Genomic DNA, 21,622 nt, shown 5'->3' with positions numbered 1-21,622 from the left:
ATGGTCGGGGACAGTGGGCACGAGCAGGTTCGACGGTCACCGCGTGGGCGGAAGGTACTGGTGGGCCTGTCGACGGCCTCGGTGTACCCGGAGAACACCGAGGCGGCCTTCCGGTACGCGGCCGACCTGGGATACGACGGCGTCGAACTGATGGTGTGGGCCGAATCGGTCAGCCAGGACGCCGCCGCCGTGGCCGGACTGGTGCGCAGGTACGCGATCCCGGTTCAGGCGATCCATGCGCCGTGCCTGCTCATCTCGCAGCGGGTGTGGGGCGCCGACCCCGTCGCGAAGCTGGAGCGTTCCGTCCGCACCGCCGAATCGCTCGGGGCGACGAGTGTCGTGGTGCACCCCCCGTTCCGCTGGCAGCGCCGGTACGCCGACGGCTTCGCCGATCAGGTGGCCGACCTGGAACGGCGCAGCGACGTGATCGTCGCGGTGGAGAACATGTTCCCGATGCGGGCGGACGGCTTCTTCGGCAGCAAGGAGAGATCCGCCGAGCGGTTGCGGCGGCGCGGCGGACCCGGGGCCGCGCTGTCGGCGTTCAGCCCGTCCTACGACCCCACCGATTCGGGGCACGCCCACTACACGCTCGACCTGTCGCACACGGCCACGGCCGGAATGGACGCGATGAAATTGGCGGAGCGGATGGGGGAGGGCCTCGCGCATCTCCACCTCGCCGACGGCCGGGGTGCGTCGATGGACGAGCACCTCATTCCCGGTCACGGCGCCCAGCCCTGCGCGCAGCTGTGCCGGCACCTGGCCGACACCGGGTTCGACGGGCAGGCCGTGATCGAGATCAACACGCAGAACGCCCGAACCCGCCGGGAACGGTCGTCGATGCTCGCGCAGGCGCTGGCCTTCGCCCGTGAACACCTCGAACCGGGACGCGCCGCGTCGGGGTCGCCACGCAGCCACTCCGGTGGCGATCACGAGGGCACCTGAGGCGTCTGCCGAGTTTCTCCTGGGGTAAGCTCGGGGTCACATTGGATAGTTTCAGTATCCAGTCTGGTCGTCGAAGGAGGGGCCGTGCGCGTTTCCGAGTTGGTCGCCCGTACCGGCGTTCCGCTCGCGACGGTGAAGTACTACCTGCGCGAAGGTCTGCTGATGCCCGGCGAGGCGACGAGCGCGACCCAGGCCCGGTACGGCGAGGAGCACGTGCAGCGCCTCGGCCTCGTCAAGGCGCTGGCCGGAGCAGGACTGCCGATTCCCCGCATCCGGGAGATACTCCGCCTCGTCGACCATCCCGACGGCTCACTGTTCGACGTGCTCGGCCAGGCCATCGCGCAACTCCCGCCCTACCTCGACACCCCCGCCGACGACGCCGACGAGTTCCCCCGGGCCCGCGCCGTCCTCGACAGGCTCGGGCAGGTCTACGACCCCCGGTACGTCGCGGTCGGTCAGCTCGAACGTGCCCTCGTGGCACTCGAGGAAGCCGGCATCCCGATGACCGAGGAGAGACTCGACGCCTACGGGCGCCACGTGCGCGGGATCGCCGAGATCGACATCGGGCTCATGCCCACCGCATCGGCCGAGGATGCGATCCGGTACGCGGTGCTGGGCACGGCCGTCTACGAACCGGTGATCGCCGCGATGCGCCGGCTCGCACACCAGGACGTCGCGCAGAAGCGTCTCAGGAACCCCGAAGAACAGGACCAGCAGTGAGCTCAACCCCCTTCCGTGATCTCAATGTCCTCACCGCTGCCGGTGACGGGACGTACCGGGCGTCGATCGACCCGATCTGGACCATCGGCCCCAAGGTGCACGGCGGTTCGATGATGTCGCTCTGCGCCGCCGCCGCCCGCAGGCGACTGCTCGACGAGACCGGCGATGCCGGGCTAGCCCGGGTGCAGCCCCTCGCGGTCGGGGCCAACTACCTGTCCGCCCCCGATCCGGGTGAGGTGACGCTGTCGACGACGGTGCGCAAGCAGGGCAAGCAGGTGTCGTTCGTCGACGTGGAGCTGACGCAGGGCGACCGCGTTGCCGTCCACGCGTCGGTCACGCTCGGCGTCCCCGACGTGGGGGAGCCGCAGTACAGCGGAGACCACGCCCTGGCGCAGCTCCCGGTGGAACCGCCCGCCGACGCCGTCGTGCTCACGGCCGACCACCCGATGGGGCAGATCGTCCACGTGGCCCAGGGCTGCGACATGCGGGTGGACGGGACGTCGGCGCATTTCCTGACCGGCAACCAGGGCGAACCCGAGGTCCGCATGTGGGTGCGACCGCGCGCGGGCGACGAGAGCGACCCGGACACGGCGGCGCTGTTCGCGATCATGACCGGCGACATCAGCGCCCCCGTGACGATGAACCGCGGCATGTTCGGCTGGGCGCCGACGGTCCAGCTGACCACCTACCTGCGCAGGCAGCCCGCGCCGGGCTGGCTGCGGGTGATGGCCAGCAGTACGGTGCTCGGCGGCGCATGGTTCGAGGAGGACCACACCGTCCTCGACTCCACCGGGGCGATCGTCGTGCAGAGCCGGCAACTGGCGATGATCCCCCGCTAGGAAGGCGCCGCAGAGCGTCGTGGCAGGCTGTTCGCCATGACGAGAATTGCGGTAATCGGAGGCGGCAAGATCGGCGAGGCCCTCATCTCGGGGCTTCTGCAGGCAGGTCACGCCGTCAAGGATCTGGTCGTGGCCGAGCAGCACCCGGCGCGCGCCGACGAGCTGGCCGCGGCGTACTCGGTCCGGGTCACCACCCCGTCCGACGCCGCCGAAGGCGCCGACGTCATCGTGATGGCCGTCAAGCCGGGAGACGTCGAGTCCGCGCTCACCGAGGTGTCCAAGGTGGAACTCGACGGCGAGCGCGAGCAGCTGCTCGTCTCGCTCGCTGCCGGTATCCCCACCGCCTTCTACGAGACGAGACTGCCCGCCGGGTTCCCCGTGGTCCGGGTCATGCCCAACACGCCCATGCTGGTCGGTGAGGGCGTCAGCGTGCTCGCGCCCGGCAGGCACGTGAAGAAGGAACACCTCGACCTGGTCCGCGGCGTCCTGTCGTCGGTCGGCAAAGTCGTCGTCGTCCCCGAATCGCAGATCGACGCCGTCACCGCCGTCTCCGGCTCCGGTCCGGCCTATTTCTTCCTGGTCGCCGAGGCCATGATCGACGCGGGCGTGGGGCTCGGGCTGACCCGGGCGACCGCGACCGAACTGGTCGTGCAGACCATGGTCGGCTCCGCGGCCATGCTGGACAGGTCGGGGGAGAGCGCGACCGAACTCCGTGCCGCCGTGACTTCGCCCGGCGGAACCACCGCGGCGGCAATCCGCCGTCTGGAGGGAAACGGTCTCCGTACAGCTTTTTTCGACGCCCTCGAAGCCGCGAAAATTCGTTCTGCCGAACTCGGCACGACGACCGAATGAATATTCGATTGCCCACACCCGTCGCAGTAACCCCATCCGTCCCGCTAAGCTCGAAGTAGCACGTGCGTGTCTGTTCCGCCGGAGGGGAAGCCGGCGGCGCGAGACGTGCCGGAGGTAAGTGGTTGATGACGTCTGCAAAAAAGCCGTCGAAGGGCTCGGCCCCGGACGGACAACCGGCACTGGCCGGAACGCAATTTCTCACCGTCGCCGAGGTAGCGACGCTGATGAGAGTGTCCAAGATGACTGTGTATCGGTTGGTGCACAGCGGCGAACTGCCCGCCGTCCGCGTGGGCCGCTCGTTCAGAGTGCATGCGAAAGCAGTGCACGACTACCTCGAAACCTCGTACTTCGACGCCGGTTGACCGATCGGCACGAAGAGGGTCACTTCGACCTCGTTTTCGGGGAGAGGACCCGCACCGGTACGATTAGCGACTGTCGTACCAGCCAGCTGGTGTCGTAAGGCGCTGAGCTAGTTAAAACGAGGCCCAGGCGCCAGAGTGGCGCGAGCGTACGTGATCGGCGTGCGCAGGAACGCTAGAGAAGAACGTGAGGGACACCCGCTATGGGTTCAGTGATCAAGAAGCGACGCAAGCGCATGTCGAAGAAGAAGCACCGTAAGCTGCTTCGCCGCACCCGAGTGCAGCGCAGGAAACTCGGTAAGTAAAGAGTTGCGTCTGGATGCCCGTCACCTCGGTGGCGGGCATCCTTCGTTTCACGGCGGCCTCCGCATCTCGAGCGCCCGACCAATTGTCGTTGTGCGGAGCGCCATCCCCTTCCTGCACGTATCGTTGACGTCACTCGCTACGTGATCGGGGGTCTTAGTGGTTGTGAGTGACGAAGACAGTACTACGCGGACGGCGGTGCCGCGCGTCGTGCTGGTCACTGGGGCCAGCAGGTTTCTGGGTGGATATCTGGTCACCCGGCTCGCTCAGAATCCTGCCATCGAGCGGGTGATCGCGGTGGACGCGGTGTCGCCGAGCAAGGACATGTTGCGCCGCATGGGCCGCGCCGAGTTCGTGCGCGCCGACATCCGGAATCCCCTGATCGGCAAGGTTATTCGTAATGCCGAGGTCGACACCGTCGTGCACGCGTCGACGCTGGCGCGCCCGCCGAAGTCTGGTAGTCGCGCGGCCATGAAGGACATGAACGTCATCGGCGCGATGCAGTTGTTCGCCGTCTGCCAGAAGGCTCCGAGCGTCCGTAAGGTCGTGTTGCGTTCGGCCTCCGTGGTCTACGGCTGCAGCGCCAAGGACCCGGCCAAGTTCACCGAGGAGATGAGCGCCCGGCGCCGCCCGGCGGGCGCGTACGCGCGGGACTGCATCGAGATCGAGGGGTATCTGCGCGGAATGGGGCGCAGGCGCCCCGACATCGGCGTGTCGATCGTCCGCCTCGCACCGCTGGTCGGGCCGCGACTCAACGCGACGGTCGCGCAGTACCTCACCTCACCGGTCGTGCCGACCATTCTCGGGCGGGACGCACGCCTGCAGGTCCTGCACGAAGAGGACGCGCTGGCCGCGCTGGAACGGGCCACGGTGTCGGGTCCGGCGGGCACGTTCAACGTCGCGGGCGACGGCGTCGTCATGATGTCGCAGGCCATCCGCCGCGCCGGGCGGATCGAGGTCCCGATGCCGTTCGGGTTGTTCCGCAACCTCGGACGTGCGCTGATGGGGCCGGTGATGCGGTCGTACACCACCGAGCAACTCGAGTACTTCCATTTCGGTTGCGGACTGGACACCACGCGCATGCGAACCGAACTATCCTTCGAGCCACGGTGGACCTCGATGCAGGCGCTCGACGACTTCGCTCGTGCTGCCGGCGTCAAGGCGATCATCAAGAACGAATGGGTCGACGCAGCAGAGAACGCACTACTCGCTCTTACCGGCACGGCGAAAGGGGAGAGGTGAACGAAGTGGCGAAGGTCATTCCGTTGCACGGTGCGACAGCCGCGCGCGGGACCGCTATCGGACGTTCGAGGCGTGAGCAGAGCGAGAGCAGACATCCGTCCGCGATGCCGCCGCCCTCCGTGATCACCCCACCCCAGCCCGTCACCGAGTCCTCGGCCGTCGACGCCGTCCGCCACGCCCTGGCCGAGCAGATCGTCAATACCGCCGAGTTCGTGCGCCGCCGGCTCTCGGGCGACTATCACGTCGACGACTTCGGCTACGACCCCCACTTCGCCGAGAACGTGTGGCTCCCCATCCTGCGTCCGCTGTTCGACAAATGGTTCCGCGTCGAGGTCAGCGGTCTGGAGAACATTCCATCGACCGGTGGTGCGCTGGTGGTCGCCAACCATGCCGGTGTGCTGCCCATCGACGGCCTGATGACCTCGGTCGCCGTTCACGACCATCACCCCGCGCATCGGCCGCTGCGGATGCTGGCCGCCGATCTCGCGTTCGAGATGCCGCTCGTCGGTGGTGTCGCACGCAAGGCCGGGCACACGCTCGCGTGCCACCCGGACGCCGTGCGCCTGCTGCAGGACGGGGAGGTCGCGGCCGTGTTCCCCGAAGGTTTCAAGGGTATCGGCAAACCGTTCAGCGAACGGTACAAGTTGCAGCGGTTCGGCCGCGGTGGCTTCGTGTCCGCCGCCATGCGGACCGGTGCGCCGATCATTCCGTGCTCGATCGTGGGGTCCGAGGAGATCTACCCGAAGATCGGTGAACTCGGGACGCTCGCCCGACTGCTGGGGATGCCGTACTTCCCGGTGACCCCGCTGTTCCCGCACTTCGGACCGCTCGGCCTCGTGCCGCTGCCGTCGAAGTGGTACATCGAGTTCGGCAAGCCGATCGTCACCGACACGTACGACGCGTCGGCGGCCGACGACCCGATGGAACTGTTCGAGGTCACCGACCACGTCCGGGAGACCATCCAGCAGACGCTGTACCGGCTCCTCGCGAAGCGCCGGAACGTGTTCCTGGGCTGAGCCGCGGCGGGCGGCTCAGGCCGCCTTTTCGCGGCGGCGCGCGACGACGGCGGCGAGTGCGCCGCCTGCCGCGCCGAGGAGCAGCGCGGTGGGGACGCCGATCTTGGCGGCCTTGCGTCCGGTCCGGAAGTCGCGGATCTCCCAGCCCCGGTTCTTGGCGAGCTCACGCAGATCGGTGTCGGGGTTGATCGCGACTGCGGTCCCGACGAGCGACAGCATCGGCACGTCGTTGTGGCTGTCCGAGTAGGCGGTGCAGCGCTTGAGGTTGAGGCCCTCGCGGACCGCGAGGGCACGCACGGCGTGCGCCTTGCCGAGGCCGTGCAGGATGTCGCCGACCAGACGTCCGGTGAACATCCCGTCCTCGCTCTCGGCGACCGTGCCGAGGGCACCGGTGAGGCCGAGGCGTTTCGCGATGACCTGCGCCAGTTCCACCGGGGTCGCGGTGACGAGCCACACCTGCTGTCCGGCGTCGAGGTGCATCTGCGCCAGCGCCCGGGTGCCGGGCCAGATCTTGTCGGCGATCACCTCGTCGTAGATCTCCTCACCGAGCCGGGCGAGTTCGGCCGTCGACCGTCCGGAGACGAACGACAGGGCCTTCTCGCGGCCGGAGGCGACGTCGTCGCTGCTCTCCTTGCCGGTGACGCGGAACTTGACCTGCTTCCACGCGAAGTCGACGAGGTCGGACGTCTTCAGATACTTGCGGGCGGCGAGCCCGCGCGCGAAGTGGATGATCGAGGCGCCCTGGACCATCGTGTTGTCGACGTCGAAGAACGCGGCGGCCGTCAGGTCGAGGGGAACGTCGTGTTCGACCAGTTCGGTGTCCTCGCCGGACGCGACGTGAAGTGCGAGGGCCGCGTCGGCGCTCGCCTCACCTGCGACGTTGGCACGTACCTCGGCTTCGCTGGGTCCCAGCGGATTCCTGAACTGGCGTCGGCCCGGGAGGATGATCCCCGCCAGACCTGAACCGAAACCCGAGCCGTTCGGTAGTGATCGCGCAGGCACTCGCACCTCCCGTATCGCAGAAGCCTCTGGGAGCAGCCTATCCCCCGAATCGGGGACGGGGCGGGTGGATGGCCCCGCGGGGGTAACTGTGTGACGTTCATCTCCGAGCCGATTGGCGTCCGCGGACCCCGAAACGGCACAGTGACTCCACCGGAGGCGTCGAAAGGAAGTGGCGGGTCATGAGCGCGGGTGTACACGAGGTGACGCTTCTCACGAGGGCGGGGTGCGGTGCGTGCGCGCCGGCCCGCGAGCGGTTGCTGGTTCTGTGCGAGGAGTTCGGGCTGGAACTGACGTGCATAGACGTCGACGAGGCGGCGGCCACGGACCCCGAAATCCGGGCCGAATTCGGCGACCGATTGCCGGTGGTGTTGCTCGACGGACGTGAGCACAGTTACTGGGAGGTCGACGAAGAGCGCCTTCGCTCGGATTTGCGCAAGTAAGGGAACCCTAAAAGTGGGATCTTCCGATGCCGTGCAGGTAGGACCGCATGTCGCGCAGTCGCAGCGACTTTGTGCATGGGTTCACAAGCAGTTACCGTGGTGTGAACAATTCCCCGGAGCATCGTGAAGAACGGCATCGAATGCCGGTCGGACGAGGAGCCAACGACGTGACCGAAACGCACCAGACGCATGGGTCTGTGGCCCCTGGCGTCACGGGGGCGGTCGGGCAGTCTGTGGTCGGGTCGCCGGCCCCCTCGGTCACCGGCGCGGCCCCGCTCGCCGAATCGCGGGACATCCCCCAGGCTACGGTGACGCGCCTCGCGACGTACCTGCGGGTCCTCGGAGTGCTGACCGAACGCGGCACGATCATCGTCTCGAGCGAGGAACTCGCCGCCGCCTCCGGTGTCGGCTCCGCGAAGCTTCGCAAGGACCTTTCCTTCCTGGGCCCGAACGGTGTGCGGGGCGTCGGTTACGACGTGACGCGCCTGCGGGCCCGCATCGAGCGGGCGCTCGGCCTGGACCGCGGACACAAGGTGGTGCTCGTCGGCGTCGGGAATCTCGGCCAGGCGCTCGCCGGCTACGGCGGTTTCGGCCGGCGCGGGTTCTCCATGGTCGGACTGTTCGACGCCGACCCGGCGCGGGTCGGTGCGCCGGTGGGCGACCTCACCGTGCGGCACGTCGACGAACTCGAGCGGGCCTGCGCCGAACTCGAGGCCACCATCGGAGTCATCTCGACCCCCGACGAGGCGGCGCAGGAAGTCGCCGACCGCCTCGTGCGCGCCGGACTGCGCTGCATCCTCAGCTTCTCGCCCACCTCCCTCGACGTCCCCGATCACGTCGAGATGCGCCGCGTCGACCTCGCGGTCGAAATGCAGGTCCTGTCGTTCAACAGCGCACGCAACACGGAATCGGTACCCACCGCTCCCCGCGTCCGCATCGGACATTCGGCTGTCCCGTCCACCGCACCAAGAAACGGATCAGTGATCGCGCCGTGAGTGTTCTGCTTGTCGGGGTCTCGCACAGGACGGCCCCGGTGCCGGTTCTCGAGCGGGTTGCTGTCACCGACACCGATCGCCCGAAGCTGACGGACAAGCTTCTGGCGTCGTCGCACATCTCGGAGGCGATGATCGTCTCCACCTGCAACCGGGTGGAGATCTACGCCGTCGTCGATGCGTTCCACGGTGCGCTGGCCGAGGTCGGCGAACTGCTCGCCGACCATTCGGGGCTCGATCTGACCGATCTGCACCGGCACGCGTACGTCCGCTACAGCGAGGCTGCGGCGGAGCACCTGTTCGCCGTGGCCAGTGGTCTCGACTCGATGGTGATCGGCGAGCAGCAGATCCTGGGGCAGATCCGGACCGCGTACGCGTCCTCCGACGCCCAGCAGGCCGCGGGCCGCACGCTGCACGAACTCGCACAACAGGCGCTGCGCGTCGGCAAGCGGGTGCACTCGGAGACCGGTATCGACTCCGCGGGCGCGTCCGTCGTGTCCGTGGCCCTCGACCGCGCCGCCGGCATCGTCGGCGCAGGCGGACTGACCGGACGGACCGCCGTCGTGGTCGGCGCCGGATCGATGGGCGGGCTGTCGGTCGCACACCTCACGCGTGCCGGGATCGGCCGCATCGTCGTCGTGAACCGCACCAAGGAGCGCGCCGAACACCTCGCCGACACGGCCCGGTCCAACGGCGTCGCGGCGGAGGCCCTCGAACTGGCCGAACTCGCGGACGCGATGGCCCAGGCGGATGTCCTCGTGACCTGTACCGGCGCGGTCGGCGCCGTCGTCACGCTCGCGGACACCCACCGCGCGCTGGCGCAGCCCGGCCGCGCTCCCGAACGCCCCCTCGTCATCTGCGACCTCGGACTGCCGCGCGACGTCGAACCCGCCGTGTCCGGTCTGCCCGGGGTCACTGTCCTCGACATGGAATCGCTGCAGCGCGATCCCGCCGCGGGCGCGGCCGCATCCGACGCCGACGCCGCCCGGACGATCGTCGCCGCCGAACTCGCCAACTACCTCGCAGGCCAGCGGCTGGCGGAGGTCACGCCGACCGTCACCGCCCTGCGCCAGCGTGCGGCGGACGTGGTCGAGGCGGAGCTCATGCGACTGGATTCGCGTCTGCCCGGACTCGACGATCCCGAGCGCGACGAGGTCGCCCGCACGGTGCGGCGAGTGGTCGACAAGCTCCTGCACGCGCCCACCGTCCGCGTGAAGCAACTCGCCTCCGCGCCCGGTGGCGACTCGTACGCCGCCGCTCTGCGCGAATTGTTCGAACTCAGCCCCGGATCCGTCGAGGCCGTAGCGAAGCCCACCGAACTCGGTGGCGCCGACCTGGGTGCCATCGACATCACCGACGGCTTCATCGCAGGCCAGGACCCGCGCCTGCGCCGCTTCGTCGCAGACGACAACCATGGGAAGGAATCGCAGGCATGAGCGCCGTCGGCACCCGTACGCTGCGGATCGGAACCCGTGGGAGTGAGCTCGCGACCACCCAGGCCGGAACCGTGCGCGACGCACTGATCTCGGCCGGGCACGACGCCGAACTCGTCATCATCAAGACCAAGGGCGACCAGTCCATGGAATCGGTGGAGAAGATCGGTGTCGGCGTCTTCACCGCCGAACTCCGGGAAGCGCTCGCCGACGGCCGGGTCGACGTGGCCGTCCACTCCTACAAGGACCTGCCGACCGCCCGCGACGAGCGGTTCACGATCGCGGCCATTCCGCCGCGCGAGGATCCCCGCGACGCGCTCGTGGCCCGCGACGGACTGGTCCTCGGTGAGCTGCCCGCCGGTTCGAAGGTCGGCACGTCCGCACCTCGGCGCACGTCGCAGTTGCGGGCGCTGGGCCTCGGCCTCGACATCCAGCCGCTGCGCGGCAACCTGCAGCGGCGCCTCGGCAAGGTCGAATCCGGCGAACTCGACGCCGTGATCCTGGCCCGGGCAGGCCTGGCGCGGATCGGGCGACTGGACCTGATCACCGAGTCCCTCGAACCGGTCCAGATGCTGCCCGCACCCGCGCAGGGCGCGCTCGCCGTCGAATGCCTGTCGGTGAACGCGGCACTCGTGGCGATCCTGTCCGAACTCGACGACCCGAACAGCCGCGCCGCCGTCACAGCGGAACGCGCACTGCTCGCGGAACTCGAGGCCGGCTGCACCGCGCCCGTCGGCGCCATCGCCGAGGTCGTCGAATCCCTCGACGACGACGGCCGCGTCTTCGACGAACTGTCCGTCCGGGGCTGCGCCGCCGCCATCGACGGTTCCGACGTCATACGCACGGGGGCCGTGGGCTCCCCGGAGAACGCCGAAGAACTCGGCCGCTCCGTCGCGCGGGAGCTTCTCGAGCTCGGTGCGCGGGAGCTGATGAATGTCACCGAGGCCGGTGATGCCGATGTTTGATGTGCGAAGGCCGACTGATCGGCCGATCCGCTTCCTGTACCCATCTCGACACATGATCGCACTGGAGAATTACCGATGAGCCGAGTCCGTAAGAACACCCCCGGACGAATCCTGTTCGTGGGATCCGGACCGGGCGATCCGGCACTGCTCACCGTGCACGCACGGGACGTCCTTGCCGCAGCCACCCTCGCCTTCACCGACCCCGACGTCGACAAGGGCGTCACCGTTCTGGTGGGCACCGACCTGGGCGTCGACGCCGAGACCGGTGAGCCGCTCGCCGAGGTCCGTCCCGCACTGGGCGAGCCGGCGGAGGTCGCGAAGACCCTCGTCCAGGAGGCGAAGAACGGCCACGACGTCGTGCGTCTGGTGTCCGGCGACCCGCTGACCACCGACTCCGTGATCGCCGAGGTCACCGCCGTCGCCCGCACCCAGGTGCAGTTCGAGGTCCTGCCGGGCCTGCCGTCCGCGTCCGCCGTCCCCTCCTACGCCGGTATGGCGCTGGGGTCGGGACACACCGAGGCCGACGTCCGCGGCGAGGTCGACTGGGCAGCCCTGGCCGCGGCACCCGGACCGCTGGTCCTGCACGCCACGTCGGGCCACCTCGCCGAGACGGCGAGCGCCCTCGTCGAGCACGGCCTGGCCCCGCAGACCCCGGCCGCCATCACCGTCCGCGGCACCACCCGGCAGCAGCGCACCGTGGAAGCCACGCTGGCGACGCTGAACGAGGCCGGTTCGGAACTGGTCGGTTCGCTGGTCGTCACGGTCGGCAAGGTCGTCGCCCAGCGCAACAAGATGTCCTGGTGGGAGTCGCGCGCGCTGTACGGCTGGAAGGTCCTGGTGCCGCGCACCAAGGATCAGGCAGGCGAGATGAGCGACCGCCTCGTCACGCACGGCGCCATTCCGATCGAGGTGCCCACCATCGCCGTCGAGCCGCCCCGCAGCCCGGCGCAGATGGAACGGTCCGTGAAGGGCCTCGTCGACGGTCGCTACCAGTGGGTGGTCTTCACCTCCACCAACGCGGTGCGTGCGGTGTGGGAGAAGTTCGAGGAGTTCGGGCTCGACGCCCGCGCGTTCTCCGGCGTCAAGATCGCCTGCATCGGCGAGGCCACCGCCGCCAAGGTGCGCTCGTTCGGAATTAACCCCGAACTCGTGCCGTCCGGTGAGCAGTCGAGCGAAGGCCTTCTGGCCGAATTCGCCCCGTACGACGATGTTTTCGACCCGGTCAACCGGGTTCTGCTGCCCCGCGCCGACATCGCCACCGAGACGCTCGCCGAGGGCCTGCGCGAACGCGGCTGGGAAATCGACGACGTCACCGCGTACCGCACCGTCCGGGCTGCGCCGCCGCCGGCCGAGACCCGCGAGATGATCAAGACCGGTGGGTTCGACGCCGTCTGCTTCACCTCGTCCTCGACGGTCCGCAACCTCGTCGGTATCGCCGGAAAGCCGCACGCGCGCACCCTCGTCGCCTGCATCGGTCCGAAGACTGCCGAGACGGCCATCGAGTTCGGCCTGCGCGTGGACGTGCAGCCGGAGACCGCTCAGGTCGGCCCGCTGGTGGAGGCTCTCGCAGAGCACGCCGCGCGCCTGCGCGCCGAGGGCGCACTGCCCCCGCCGCGCAAGAAGTCCCGCGCTCGGCGATAGGCGCTACGCGCCTGTGAGTGGTTGAGGAGTCCAGAGACTCCTCAACCACTCACAGGCCCGACGAAGGAGGGCATGTCCGTGTTTCCGACCCACCGCCCGCGACGGCTCCGCCGGACGCCGGCGCTGCGCCGGCTCGTGGCCGAGACTTCGCTCGAGCCACGGCATCTCGTGTTGCCGATGTTCGTCGCGGACGGGATCGACGAGCCTCGTGAGATCTCGTCGATGCCCGGTGTGTTCCAGCACACCCCCGACTCGCTGCGGCGGGCGGCCACGGAAGCGGCCGCGGCGGGGCTCGGCGGGCTCATGCTCTTCGGGGTGCCGCGTCCCGACGACAAGGATGCCGAGGGTTCGGGTGCGTCCGATCCGGACGGTATTCTGAACCGCGGATTGCGCTGGCTCGCAGACGAAGTCGGCGACGCGACGGTGATCATGGCGGACACCTGCCTGGACGAGTTCACCGACCATGGCCATTGCGGTGTTCTCGACGCGAACGGTGCGGTGGACAACGATCTCACGCTGCAGCGGTACGTCGACATGGCGCTCGCGCAGGCCGAGGCCGGTGCGCATCTGCTCGGGCCGAGCGGAATGATGGACGGCCAGGTCGGCGCCATCCGGAAGGCGCTCGACGGCGAGGGTTACACCGACGTCGGTCAGCTCGCGTACTCGGCGAAGTACGCCTCCGCGTTCTACGGGCCGTTCCGTGAGGCGGTCGGTTCGTCGTTGCAGGGCGATCGCCGTACGTACCAACAGGATTCGGCGAACCGCCGCGAATCGTTGCGTGAGGTGGACCTCGACGTGGACGAGGGTGCCGACATGGTGATGGTGAAGCCGGCGATGTCGTACCTGGACATCCTGCGCGAGACGGCGGACCGCTCTCCGGTGCCCGTTGCGGCGTATCAGATCTCGGGTGAGTACTCGATGATCACGGCCGCCGCGCAGAACGGCTGGATCGACAGGGACGCCGCGATCCTCGAATCGCTCACGAGCATCCGCCGCGCGGGCGCCGACGTCGTGCTGACCTACTGGGCGACCGAAGCGGCGGGCTGGTTGTGATCGTCTCGCAGGCGGATACGGTGGTGCCATGACCCAGCAGTGGCCACCGACACCGCCGCACCAGGCCCCGCATCAGCAGAGCCCGTCCCCGCACGATTTCCCGTACCCCCCGCCGGTGCCGCAGCCGAAGCCCGAACGTCCGGCACCGGTCGACGTCGGCACCGCGGCCCAGTTGCTGTGGGCGGTGGCTGTGCTCGGTCTGGTCCAGGCGCTGGGCGCGATGGTTCTCGTGGTGGGGGAGAAGTCGACGTTCGTCGACGAACTTATGAAGAACCCCAGCTTCACGTCCGGCGAGGTCGACATGACCCGCGACGGTGTGGAGAAGCTGTTCTACGTGGGTATCGGGTTCACGGTCGTCCTCATCCTGATCCTCACCGGGCTCTTCCTCCTGTTCGTGCACTTCATGCGGAAGGGCCGGAACTGGGCCAGGATGCTGATCACCATCGCGTGCGTGATGATGGTGGTGTGGACGATCCCGGTGCTCTTCGGTATCGGATCGGACGGAAGCGGTTCCGCGCTCGCACTCGGCGGCGTGCAGATCCTGCAGGCTGTGGTGGCGGTCGGCGCCGTCGTGCTGATGCACCGGAAGGATTCCAACAGCTACTTCCTGAGGTTGCCCCCCTCCGCCGAGTAGCTTCGATTTGCTCGTGAAATATAAAGATGTACCGTGAAGTACGTCACAAGGGTAGAACGGCAGACTTCATTTCGACCGAAGGACTTTTCTCCATGCGCGCTGACGATCGAGCACACGGGTCTCGCAAAGAAGCAATGATGTTCGCGATCATCGTGGCCTTCGTGCTATTGACTCTGTTGCTCGTCGTGATCCCCGGCGTGCTCTCCTGACGAGCCCCACGTTCCTCGCGGACCGCGATGTCGCAGGATGAGCGTGTGAGCGAAACTGCCGTCTTGTTCAGTGAGCCGGGCGCGCGCTGGCGGATGGTGGCGTTCGGTCCGGTGTTCTGCCTGATCGCCTTGATCATCGAACTTCTGACCGGCCCCGTCGTGCACTGGTTCGCGCTGTCGCTGTTTGCGGTGCTGCTCAGCAGTTTCGTCTACGTGCAGGTGGTGGCCGCGCGCAGGCATGCGAGCGTCGAACTCACGACGTCGTCGTTGCGGCAGGGCACCGAAGACCTGCCGATCACGGAGATTCTGAAGATCATGCCCCCCGCCGACCCCGAGTCGTACGAGCAGCAGCCGTGGGAAACCGCCCGGAGTCTGGGCGAACTGTCCGCGGTTCCGCGACGCCGGAAGGGCATCGGACTGCGACTGCGGGGCGGCGCTCTCGTGCAGGCGTGGGCGAAGGACGACGTGGCACTGCGCGCGCAACTCGAATCGCTGCTCGCGAAGTCGGCGGGAGGATCTGCCGAATGAACCGCCGGACCGTGACGGCGGCAGCGGAGTGGCTCGGCGCCGTGGCCGCCCTCGCCGTCGCGGTGTGGTGCTGGAACCACGCCCGGGTCACATCGGAATTCGGTCCCGTCGCGCCGGGTGCGCCCTCGTTCGAGGGCACCGCGTATTCGGGGTCGTGGATCGCCGTCGCCGCCGCACTGGTGGCGGTCGCCGGACTGCTGGTGATCGATTCGGTGCGCCGCTTACGACCCGGCCCGGCGGGCGAACCCGCCGAGCCGGCCCCGTCACCGGAAGATCTGGGTCATACGGACGGTGTCGGTCCCGGGACCGTCGAGCATCGCGGAGCCGAGTAGCGCCTCGGGAACCCCGAGCCCCTCGATGAGCGTCTGCGCGTGCGGCCGCAACGACCGGCACCGCTCGTTGATTCCCCGCTGCACCGCCTTCGACCGCTCCACCGACAGTTGCCGGTGTTCCATGAACCACGCCTTGTCCTCCTCGATCACGCTCAGCGCGTAGAGGTCGCAGACATCGCTCAGCAGGTCGCGGGCCTCGTCGTCCTCGCACTCGTCGATGCCGGCGACGAACGCCTCGAGCACGATCCGGTCGATGTGAGCCTGCGCGGCGTGCAGCACATGATCCTGCACGAAATTGAAGGCGTCGAACGGGTTCTCCTCGCGCTTCTGCGCACCCTGCAGGCGGCGGGCGGCGGTCGACAACAGGTACTCCTCCCGATCCTCGAACATCGTGAGCTGGGTGCCGCGATTGAAGAGGCTGCCGTCCTCCTCGTTGTCCTGCCTCGTGTCGAGGATCGTCTGGATGATCTGCTGTGCGGCGGTGCGCTTCTTGACGACGTCGGAGACCGTCGTGGCCGCGAACCGCATCCATTCGACGGGGCTCATGCCGCGCACCTCGTCGGCGTACGACGTGAGCAGTTCCTTGGCCACCAGCTGAGTCAGGACGTGGTTGTCGCCCTCGAACGTGGTGAACACGTCGGTGTCCGCCTTCAGTGCCGTGAGCCGGTTCTCGGCCATGTACCCGGCGCCGCCGCACGCTTCCCGGGCCTCCTGGATCGCGCGGGTGGCGTGCCACGTGTTCGCCGCCTTGAGCCCGGCGGCGCGGCCCTCGAGTTCGCGCTGTTCCTGGGGGTCGGCGTCGTCACGGCTCTGGATCTCGTGCATCGTGGCGACGAGTTCGTTCTGGGCGAATTGCAGTGCGTAGGAGCGTGCGATCAGCGGGAACAGCCTGCGCTGGTGCACGAGATAGTCCATGAGCAGCACTTCGTCCTCGGCCTGAGGCGCATTGAACTGCCTGCGCTGCAAGGCATAACGGGTCGCGATCGACAGCGCGACACGGGCGGCGGCGCCCGCGGACCCGCCGACGGTGACGCGTCCGCGCACGAGAGTACCCACCATCGTGAAGAAGCGGCGGTTCGCGTTGTCGATCGGCGACGTGTACGTGCCGTCCGGTTCGACGTCGGCGTACTTGTTGAGCAGGTTCTCCCGCGGAATTCTCACCTGGTCGAACGTGATCCGGCCGTTGTCGACCCCGGGGAGGCCACCCTTGTAGCCGCAGTCCGACGTGTGGACGCCGGGGAGGTCGTTGCCGTCCTCGTCCCGGATCGGCATCACGAAACAGTGCACGCCCCGGGACTCGCCGCCCGTGATCAACTGCGCGAACACCGCGGCCGTCGTCGCGTGCTGCGCCGCGCCGCCGATGTAGTCCTTGCGCGAGGACGGTGTGGGGGAGTGGACGACGAATTCGCCCGTGTCCGGGTCGTACGTGGCGGTGGTCTCGAGTGCCTGCACGTCGCTGCCGTGACCCGTCTCCGTCATCGCGAAACAACCCAGCAGATCCAGGTCGACGAGACGCTTCACGTACGCCTCGTGATGGCGCGCCGTGCCGAGATTCTCGATCGCGCCGCCGAAAAGTCCCCACTGCACGCCGGCCTTGACCATCAGCGACAGGTCGGACATCGCCAGCATCTCGATGCTCGTGACGGCGGCGCCGGCGTCACCGGTGCCGCCGTGATCCTCCGCGAATCCGGCGGCCGCGTAGCCGTTGCTCGCGAGCAGGCGCAACTGCGCCAGCGTCTTGGCGCGGGCCTCGTCGAGGTCGGGGGTGTAGTGCGGTGCGAAGTCGGGGGTGCCGGACAATTCCGACCTGACGCGTTCGCGTACCTCCCGCCAGCGTCCGTCGAGTGTGCTTCTCAGGTGGTCAGCTGTGGTGGCCATGACTCGACACTAGCCGTCGCTGTGACGCGCGCGGTGTCGGTCGCGGAACCGGCGATACCGATCCCGCCGAGAAGCATTCTTGCTCTACGCATCTGCGGTCGCCCAGGAGTGGGACACCTACGATGTCGCACCCTTCGATTTGTACAACGTGATCTGGCGGATCCAGCACTGGATTCGCAGCGGCATTCGCGACTGACCGGGACGGTACCGGGTACTCCCGTGCGGTGAGCTTTTCCCACGCACTACGGTCCGCCGTCACAGGTGCAGGCGCTCGGTGGGCCTCCGCGCCGAGTGGCACCGCACGCCACCCGATCAGCATCACCACGGCGTCGGTATCACTCGAGGAACAGCATCGGTTACGCGTGCGCAGGCACGTGATCGTGTCGGTCGGCAGGCTTCTCGCGTTCGTGCTGTCGGCGGTGGTCTACGGACTGACCGGCAACCCGTGGCCGGCGGTGGCGATCATCGGTGTGTCGATTCCGTTGCCGTGGTTCGTCGCCCTGATCGTCGACGACCTGCCGCCGTGGGGGTAGGTCGGGATCACCAGAAACGACTGCCGGGCCCGCCCTTGTAGGGGCCGACCACCCGATCGGTGATCCAGCCGCCGTAGAACCCTCCCGCCTGGGGTCGCACCCGTTCGCCGTCGACGAAACAGCCGTCCATCGGCCCGGGCGTGACCGCCACGTGGCCGAGAAGGAGGCCGTAGCCGGCAACCGGCCGCGGATAGTGCCACGCCGCACGTTCGGCGACGTGTCCGCCCGCGACGACGTCGAAATAGTCCGCCCGCCCCTTCCACTCGCACACCGTGCTCCCGGCGACCGGCCGCAGGACGCCGTCGGCGAAGCACGACCGTGGCAGGTAGTACGTCGGCGGATGGCTCGTCTCGAGCACTCGCAGCGGGGTGCGGGTGCGCGCGACGAGTTGTCCGCCGAACCACACCTCCACCAGCTCGTCGCTCCGCCGGACCGCGGGCGGTCGCGGGTAGTCCCACACCGACTCCTGTCCCGGACCGACGGGGTCCGGCACCGGACGGCCGCTCGTCATGGGAGGTCCGCCGACGTGATCACGGCGCGGCCAGGTATCGCACCGGGTCGCGCCAGAACGCGGTGATCACGTCGGCGAGGGTGGCCGGATCCGCGATCAGCGGTGTGACGTGGCCGGCGCCGTCCACCGCGGTGGCCGCGGCGTGCGGCATCGTCGCCGCGGCGGCACGTGCCTGCTCGAGGGAGATCATCGTGTCTGCGCGGGGGACGATCATCAGCGTCGGTGCACCGATCCGGGGGAGAAGCGGGTCCAGCCCCTCGCGGTGCAGCATGATCGACTGCATCGCCTCGTGCATGCCACGGCGCGGCGCCTGCCGGAAGGTCCGGGAGACGGCCTGGAACTGTTGCGGGTGCGCCCGTGAAAGCTCTTTGCCGAGAAGGACGTTGATCACCGCGGTCGTGAGCGGTGGAATCGGCCCGGTGATGCGGTAGACCCACACCATCGGCACGATCCTGGTGCGTTCTCGTCGGGTGAGGGCCTGGGTCGGTGTCCCGATCGTCACGACGGTGCGGCACCGGTCGGGACTGTGGGCGGCCGCGACGAGTCCGACGTGTCCACCCCAGGCGTTGCCCACCCAGTCGACGGGTTCGGTGACGTCGAGCGCGTCGAGGACGGCGACGGCCGCCGCGGCGCACTCCTCCAGCGTGAACCGTCGCTGCACGGCGGTGCTCTCTCCGTGGCCGGGTCCGTCGATCGAGATCAGCCGCCGATCCGTGACCAGGTGGCTGCGGAGGGGAGCCCACGTCGTCGAGTCGACGAAAAGGCTGTGCCAGAGCACGGCCGGCGGTCCGCTGCCGGTGACGTGGACGGCGAGGTTCCCGACGCTCGTCGGGATCGTGCGGGTGATCGTTCGTGTGTCCATGGGATGCCCCAGGTGAGTGACGTTTCGAGAATTGCTTCGGAAACCGAAACTTCGGTAACCGTAGTATTCTCCTGTGTCATGGAACGGTCAAGAGGTCTGCCGACCGATCGGCCGGCGGTGGGACAGTTGCTGGTCCGTCTGCTGCACGAGTTCCGCCGGGAGTTGAGCGAGCCCATGGCGGAGCGCGGGTACGGCGACATCCGGCCGCCGCATCTGCAGATCTTCGGCAACATCGGGGACGGGCGGCGGCTGACCGAGATCGCCGCCCGGGCCGAACTGAGTCTGTCCGCCGCGTCCGAACTGATCAACGATCTCGAGGAACTCGGGTACGTCGAGCGGGTGCCGGACACGCGGGATCGGCGGGCGAAACTCGTCGTCCCGACCACGCGGGGGCGACAGGCGCTGCAGGACGCCTCGATACGGGTCGCCGAGATCGAGCGCCACTGGGGCGGCCTCGTCGGCCGCGACCGTTTCGACGACGCCTGTTACCTGCTCAGTGCACTGCTGGACGAGCTGGGTTCCGAGGATCCCTAGGCGCGCGGCGGTGGGACCGCGGCGCGGACGAGCTGGTCGTGACGCAGCGCGATCTGGGTCTGCGTCGCGATGACCGTCGACGAACGAAGGACGTTGTGCCCGTCGACGATCGAGTTGATCACCCGCTGCAGGTCGGCGTGGGTGCGGGCCACCACCCGGACCAGGACGTCGCCGGCGCCGGTGATCGTGTGCGCTTCCAGCACTTCGGGGATGGCGCTCAGATGCTCGACGACGGCGGCGTGCCCGTTGCCCTGGGCGATCTCGAGGGTGGCGAACGCGACCACCGGAAACCCCAGCGCCTCCGGGTCGAGGGTCGGTGCCGAACTGGTGATCACGCCGGTGCGTTCGAGCCGGTCGAGTCGCGCCTGAACCGTGCCGCGCGCCACCCCCAGGCGTCGCGACGCCTCGAGTACCCCGACCTTCGGCTCGGCGTGGAGGAGGTCGAGCAGTGCGGCGTCGAGTTGATCGATGTGCATGGCGTCCCTGGTCAATATGTAGGGTCGATCCGTATTTTTATCCAGCATTCTGTACAGAGTGAACAGCGTCAAGTAGCACCGTTGCGCAGAAATGTGTGCTGGATCACAGTGGGGTATGACAATCGCCGACATCCGCCTGACGCCACACGAAGTGGCCGCACATCTGGAGACCGACGAACTCCGGCAGCTGGTCGGGCTCGTCGAACACGACGACGCGTCGGACCCTTTTCCCGTGGTCGCGATGGACGCCGTCGTGTTCGTGTGCGGCAACGCGACGCAGAGCATGCAGTACTTCGTCTCCACCTGGGGCATGACCCTCGTCGCCTATGCCGGGCCGGAGACCGGGCAGCGCTCGCACAAGTCGTTCGTCCTCGAATCCGGAACGGCGCGGTTCGTGCTGCACGGCGCCGTGGACCCGAAGAGCCCGCTCGCCGACCACCACCGGGCCCACGGCGACGGCGTGGTGGACCTGGCCATGGAGGTGCTCGACGTCGACCGCTGCATCGCGCACGCACGCTCCCAGGGGGCCACCATCCTCGAGGAACCGCGCGACGTCACGGATCGGCACGGCACCGTGCGGCTCGCGGCGATCGCCACCTACGGCAGCACCCGGCACACCCTCGTCGACCGCAGCCGGTACGACGGCCCCTACCTACCGGGATTCGTCTCGCGCTCGAGCGGTTACGCGGCGCGGCCGGGGAAACCGGCTCGCCTGTTCCAGGCGCTCGACCACGCGGTCGGCAACGTCGAGATGGGCCGGATGGATCACTGGGTGCGGTTCTACAACCGGGTCATGGGATTCACGAACATGGCCGAATTCGTCGGTGACGACATCGCCACCGAGTACTCGGCGCTCATGTCGAAGGTCGTGGCGAACGGCAACCACCGGGTGAAGTTCCCGCTCAACGAACCGGCGGTGGGGAAGAAGAAGTCGCAGATCGACGAATACCTCGAGTTCTACGGTGAGCCGGGCTGCCAGCATCTGGCCCTCGCCACCGGCGACATCCTCGCGACCGTGGACGCGTTGCGCGCGGAGGGCGTCGAGTTCCTGGCCACCCCCGACGCCTATTACGAGGATCCGCAACTCCGGGCCCGCATCGGCACGGTGCGGGTGCCGGTGGAGGAACTGCAGAAACGCGGAATCCTCGTCGACCGTGACGAGGACGGGTACCTCCTGCAGGTCTTCACCAAACCGCTCGGTGACCGGCCGACGGTGTTCTTCGAGGTGATCGAACGGCACGGATCGCTGGGGTTCGGGGCAGGCAACTTCCGGGCCCTCTTCGAATCCATCGAGCGCGAACAGGCGGCCCGCGGCAATCTGTGAGC

Annotated in this window: 25 protein-coding genes; 20 read left to right on the top strand and 5 right to left on the bottom strand. The window is 68.4% G+C overall.

The features are described 5' to 3' along the window. The 8 genes from P3H15_RS29220 (at position 1) to P3H15_RS29185 (ending at position 6,273) form a co-directional block, all read left to right on the top strand. Complete coding sequence (locus tag P3H15_RS29220) at positions 1 to 942, top strand: sugar phosphate isomerase/epimerase (RefSeq protein WP_276140412.1); 942 nt, start codon at positions 1 to 3, stop codon at positions 940 to 942. Positions 943 to 1,026: 84 nt separating this feature from the next. Next, positions 1,027 to 1,662 (top strand): MerR family transcriptional regulator, encoded by a 636-nt coding sequence (locus P3H15_RS29215; protein ID WP_072939861.1) that lies wholly within the window; start codon positions 1,027 to 1,029, stop codon positions 1,660 to 1,662. Continuing rightward, positions 1,659 to 2,501 (top strand): thioesterase family protein, encoded by an 843-nt coding sequence (locus P3H15_RS29210; protein ID WP_276140411.1) that lies wholly within the window; start codon positions 1,659 to 1,661, stop codon positions 2,499 to 2,501. The genes P3H15_RS29215 and P3H15_RS29210 overlap by 4 nt, the downstream gene beginning before the upstream one ends. Before the next feature lie 36 nt (positions 2,502 to 2,537). After that, complete coding sequence (gene proC, locus P3H15_RS29205) at positions 2,538 to 3,353, top strand: pyrroline-5-carboxylate reductase (protein ID WP_124395126.1); 816 nt, start codon at positions 2,538 to 2,540, stop codon at positions 3,351 to 3,353. A gap of 125 nt (positions 3,354 to 3,478) precedes the next feature. Beyond that, the gene (locus P3H15_RS29200) at positions 3,479 to 3,715 is read left to right on the top strand and encodes a helix-turn-helix domain-containing protein (protein WP_005258384.1); all 237 of its coding nucleotides are present in this window, start codon (positions 3,479 to 3,481) and stop codon (positions 3,713 to 3,715) included. A 200-nt stretch (positions 3,716 to 3,915) separates the two neighbouring features. Next, a complete protein-coding gene (locus P3H15_RS29195) occupies positions 3,916 to 4,017 on the top strand; it encodes an AURKAIP1/COX24 domain-containing protein (protein WP_003402602.1) in 102 nt (33 codons plus the stop codon). A 196-nt stretch (positions 4,018 to 4,213) separates the two neighbouring features. Then, a complete protein-coding gene (locus P3H15_RS29190; protein ID WP_083395791.1) occupies positions 4,214 to 5,257 on the top strand; it encodes an NAD-dependent epimerase/dehydratase family protein in 1,044 nt (347 codons plus the stop codon). Continuing rightward, entirely contained in the window at positions 5,254 to 6,273 is a 1,020-nt protein-coding gene (locus P3H15_RS29185; RefSeq protein ID WP_072939868.1) for a lysophospholipid acyltransferase family protein, read from the top strand. The genes P3H15_RS29190 and P3H15_RS29185 overlap by 4 nt, the downstream gene beginning before the upstream one ends. A 15-nt stretch (positions 6,274 to 6,288) precedes the next feature. Here P3H15_RS29185 and P3H15_RS29180 read toward each other — a convergent pair whose 3' ends face one another. Then, a complete protein-coding gene (locus tag P3H15_RS29180) occupies positions 6,289 to 7,275 on the bottom strand; it encodes an HAD family phosphatase (protein ID WP_276140410.1) in 987 nt (328 codons plus the stop codon). A gap of 179 nt (positions 7,276 to 7,454) precedes the next feature. Here P3H15_RS29180 and P3H15_RS29175 point away from each other — a divergent pair, with 179 nt between their 5' ends. The 9 genes from P3H15_RS29175 (at position 7,455) to P3H15_RS29135 (ending at position 15,502) form a co-directional block, all read left to right on the top strand. After that, positions 7,455 to 7,715, top strand: coding sequence for a glutaredoxin family protein (locus tag P3H15_RS29175; RefSeq protein WP_276140409.1), 261 nt, complete (start codon positions 7,455 to 7,457; stop codon positions 7,713 to 7,715). A 140-nt stretch (positions 7,716 to 7,855) separates the two neighbouring features. After that, entirely contained in the window at positions 7,856 to 8,710 is an 855-nt protein-coding gene (locus P3H15_RS29170) for a redox-sensing transcriptional repressor Rex (protein ID WP_276140408.1), read from the top strand. After that, positions 8,707 to 10,143 (top strand): glutamyl-tRNA reductase, encoded by a 1,437-nt coding sequence (locus P3H15_RS29165; protein WP_276140407.1) that lies wholly within the window; start codon positions 8,707 to 8,709, stop codon positions 10,141 to 10,143. The genes P3H15_RS29170 and P3H15_RS29165 overlap by 4 nt, the downstream gene beginning before the upstream one ends. Beyond that, on the top strand, positions 10,140 to 11,105 hold the full coding sequence (gene hemC, locus P3H15_RS29160) for a hydroxymethylbilane synthase (RefSeq protein WP_276140406.1): 966 nt from the start codon (positions 10,140 to 10,142) through the stop codon (positions 11,103 to 11,105). Before P3H15_RS29165 ends, hemC begins: the two co-directional genes overlap by 4 nt. A gap of 75 nt (positions 11,106 to 11,180) precedes the next feature. Then, a complete protein-coding gene (locus P3H15_RS29155) occupies positions 11,181 to 12,746 on the top strand; it encodes a bifunctional uroporphyrinogen-III C-methyltransferase/uroporphyrinogen-III synthase (RefSeq protein WP_276140405.1) in 1,566 nt (521 codons plus the stop codon). A 78-nt stretch (positions 12,747 to 12,824) separates the two neighbouring features. Continuing rightward, complete coding sequence (gene hemB, locus P3H15_RS29150; RefSeq protein ID WP_276140418.1) at positions 12,825 to 13,799, top strand: porphobilinogen synthase; 975 nt, start codon at positions 12,825 to 12,827, stop codon at positions 13,797 to 13,799. A 28-nt stretch (positions 13,800 to 13,827) separates the two neighbouring features. Then, positions 13,828 to 14,433 (top strand): hypothetical protein, encoded by a 606-nt coding sequence (locus tag P3H15_RS29145; protein ID WP_276140404.1) that lies wholly within the window; start codon positions 13,828 to 13,830, stop codon positions 14,431 to 14,433. 254 nt (positions 14,434 to 14,687) lie between these two features. Continuing rightward, a complete protein-coding gene (locus P3H15_RS29140) occupies positions 14,688 to 15,170 on the top strand; it encodes a hypothetical protein (protein ID WP_276140403.1) in 483 nt (160 codons plus the stop codon). Further along, positions 15,167 to 15,502, top strand: coding sequence for a hypothetical protein (locus tag P3H15_RS29135; RefSeq protein ID WP_276140402.1), 336 nt, complete (start codon positions 15,167 to 15,169; stop codon positions 15,500 to 15,502). The genes P3H15_RS29140 and P3H15_RS29135 overlap by 4 nt, the downstream gene beginning before the upstream one ends. Here P3H15_RS29135 and P3H15_RS29130 read toward each other — a convergent pair. Then, a complete protein-coding gene (locus P3H15_RS29130) occupies positions 15,434 to 17,380 on the bottom strand; it encodes an acyl-CoA dehydrogenase (RefSeq protein ID WP_276140401.1) in 1,947 nt (648 codons plus the stop codon). The genes P3H15_RS29135 and P3H15_RS29130 overlap by 69 nt on opposite strands. Before the next feature lie 224 nt (positions 17,381 to 17,604). Here P3H15_RS29130 and P3H15_RS29125 point away from each other — a divergent pair, with 224 nt between their 5' ends. Then, a complete protein-coding gene (locus P3H15_RS29125) occupies positions 17,605 to 17,913 on the top strand; it encodes a DUF3099 domain-containing protein (protein WP_276140400.1) in 309 nt (102 codons plus the stop codon). Between the two features lie 7 nt (positions 17,914 to 17,920). Here P3H15_RS29125 and P3H15_RS29120 read toward each other — a convergent pair whose 3' ends face one another. Together P3H15_RS29120 and P3H15_RS29115 are read right to left on the bottom strand one after the other, a co-directional pair. Beyond that, positions 17,921 to 18,424: a DUF427 domain-containing protein gene (locus P3H15_RS29120; RefSeq protein ID WP_276140399.1), complete on the bottom strand. Its 504-nt coding sequence runs from the start codon at positions 18,422 to 18,424 to the stop codon at positions 17,921 to 17,923. Between the two features lie 19 nt (positions 18,425 to 18,443). Further along, positions 18,444 to 19,286, bottom strand: coding sequence for an alpha/beta fold hydrolase (locus P3H15_RS29115; RefSeq protein ID WP_276140398.1), 843 nt, complete (start codon positions 19,284 to 19,286; stop codon positions 18,444 to 18,446). A gap of 78 nt (positions 19,287 to 19,364) precedes the next feature. Here P3H15_RS29115 and P3H15_RS29110 point away from each other — a divergent pair, with 78 nt between their 5' ends. Then, complete coding sequence (locus P3H15_RS29110; RefSeq protein ID WP_276140397.1) at positions 19,365 to 19,820, top strand: MarR family winged helix-turn-helix transcriptional regulator; 456 nt, start codon at positions 19,365 to 19,367, stop codon at positions 19,818 to 19,820. Here P3H15_RS29110 and P3H15_RS29105 read toward each other — a convergent pair. Beyond that, positions 19,817 to 20,296 carry an Lrp/AsnC family transcriptional regulator gene (locus tag P3H15_RS29105; RefSeq protein WP_276140396.1) on the bottom strand — a complete coding sequence of 160 codons (480 nt, stop codon included), beginning with the start codon at positions 20,294 to 20,296 and terminating at the stop codon, positions 19,817 to 19,819. The genes P3H15_RS29110 and P3H15_RS29105 overlap by 4 nt on opposite strands. A gap of 115 nt (positions 20,297 to 20,411) precedes the next feature. Between P3H15_RS29105 and hppD the strand changes: the two genes are divergently transcribed. Then, entirely contained in the window at positions 20,412 to 21,620 is a 1,209-nt protein-coding gene (hppD, locus tag P3H15_RS29100; RefSeq protein ID WP_276140395.1) for a 4-hydroxyphenylpyruvate dioxygenase, read from the top strand. The last annotated feature ends 2 nt before the right edge of the window (positions 21,621 to 21,622 follow it).

Origin of the sequence: Rhodococcus sp. T2V, from assembly GCF_029269925.1 — a bacterium.
In the GTDB taxonomy this organism is placed as follows: domain Bacteria; phylum Actinomycetota; class Actinomycetes; order Mycobacteriales; family Mycobacteriaceae; genus Rhodococcus_F; species Rhodococcus_F koreensis.
The sequence above is the reverse complement of the archived record's forward strand: the minus strand, read 5'-3'. Positions and strand labels throughout refer to the sequence as shown.

Excerpts from the sequence above, each read along its gene's own strand:
- P3H15_RS29120 (WP_276140399.1), bottom strand. The coding sequence starts at position 18,424 with ATGACGAGCGGCCGTCCGGTGCCGGACCCCGTCGGTCCGGGACAGGAG.
- hppD (WP_276140395.1), top strand. The coding sequence starts at position 20,412 with ATGACAATCGCCGACATCCGCCTGACGCCACACGAAGTGGCCGCACAT.
- P3H15_RS29155 (WP_276140405.1), top strand. The coding sequence starts at position 11,181 with ATGAGCCGAGTCCGTAAGAACACCCCCGGACGAATCCTGTTCGTGGGA.
- P3H15_RS29175 (WP_276140409.1), top strand. The coding sequence starts at position 7,455 with ATGAGCGCGGGTGTACACGAGGTGACGCTTCTCACGAGGGCGGGGTGC.
- P3H15_RS29130 (WP_276140401.1), bottom strand. The coding sequence starts at position 17,380 with ATGGCCACCACAGCTGACCACCTGAGAAGCACACTCGACGGACGCTGG.
- proC (WP_124395126.1), top strand. The coding sequence starts at position 2,538 with ATGACGAGAATTGCGGTAATCGGAGGCGGCAAGATCGGCGAGGCCCTC.
- P3H15_RS29220 (WP_276140412.1), top strand. The coding sequence starts at position 1 with ATGGTCGGGGACAGTGGGCACGAGCAGGTTCGACGGTCACCGCGTGGG.
- P3H15_RS29105 (WP_276140396.1), bottom strand. The coding sequence starts at position 20,296 with ATGCACATCGATCAACTCGACGCCGCACTGCTCGACCTCCTCCACGCC.
- P3H15_RS29200 (WP_005258384.1), top strand. The coding sequence starts at position 3,479 with ATGACGTCTGCAAAAAAGCCGTCGAAGGGCTCGGCCCCGGACGGACAA.
- P3H15_RS29145 (WP_276140404.1), top strand. The coding sequence starts at position 13,828 with ATGACCCAGCAGTGGCCACCGACACCGCCGCACCAGGCCCCGCATCAG.
- hemC (WP_276140406.1), top strand. The coding sequence starts at position 10,140 with ATGAGCGCCGTCGGCACCCGTACGCTGCGGATCGGAACCCGTGGGAGT.
- P3H15_RS29170 (WP_276140408.1), top strand. The coding sequence starts at position 7,856 with ATGCCGGTCGGACGAGGAGCCAACGACGTGACCGAAACGCACCAGACG.
- P3H15_RS29115 (WP_276140398.1), bottom strand. The coding sequence starts at position 19,286 with ATGGACACACGAACGATCACCCGCACGATCCCGACGAGCGTCGGGAAC.
- P3H15_RS29195 (WP_003402602.1), top strand. The coding sequence starts at position 3,916 with ATGGGTTCAGTGATCAAGAAGCGACGCAAGCGCATGTCGAAGAAGAAG.
- P3H15_RS29110 (WP_276140397.1), top strand. The coding sequence starts at position 19,365 with ATGGAACGGTCAAGAGGTCTGCCGACCGATCGGCCGGCGGTGGGACAG.
- P3H15_RS29135 (WP_276140402.1), top strand. The coding sequence starts at position 15,167 with ATGAACCGCCGGACCGTGACGGCGGCAGCGGAGTGGCTCGGCGCCGTG.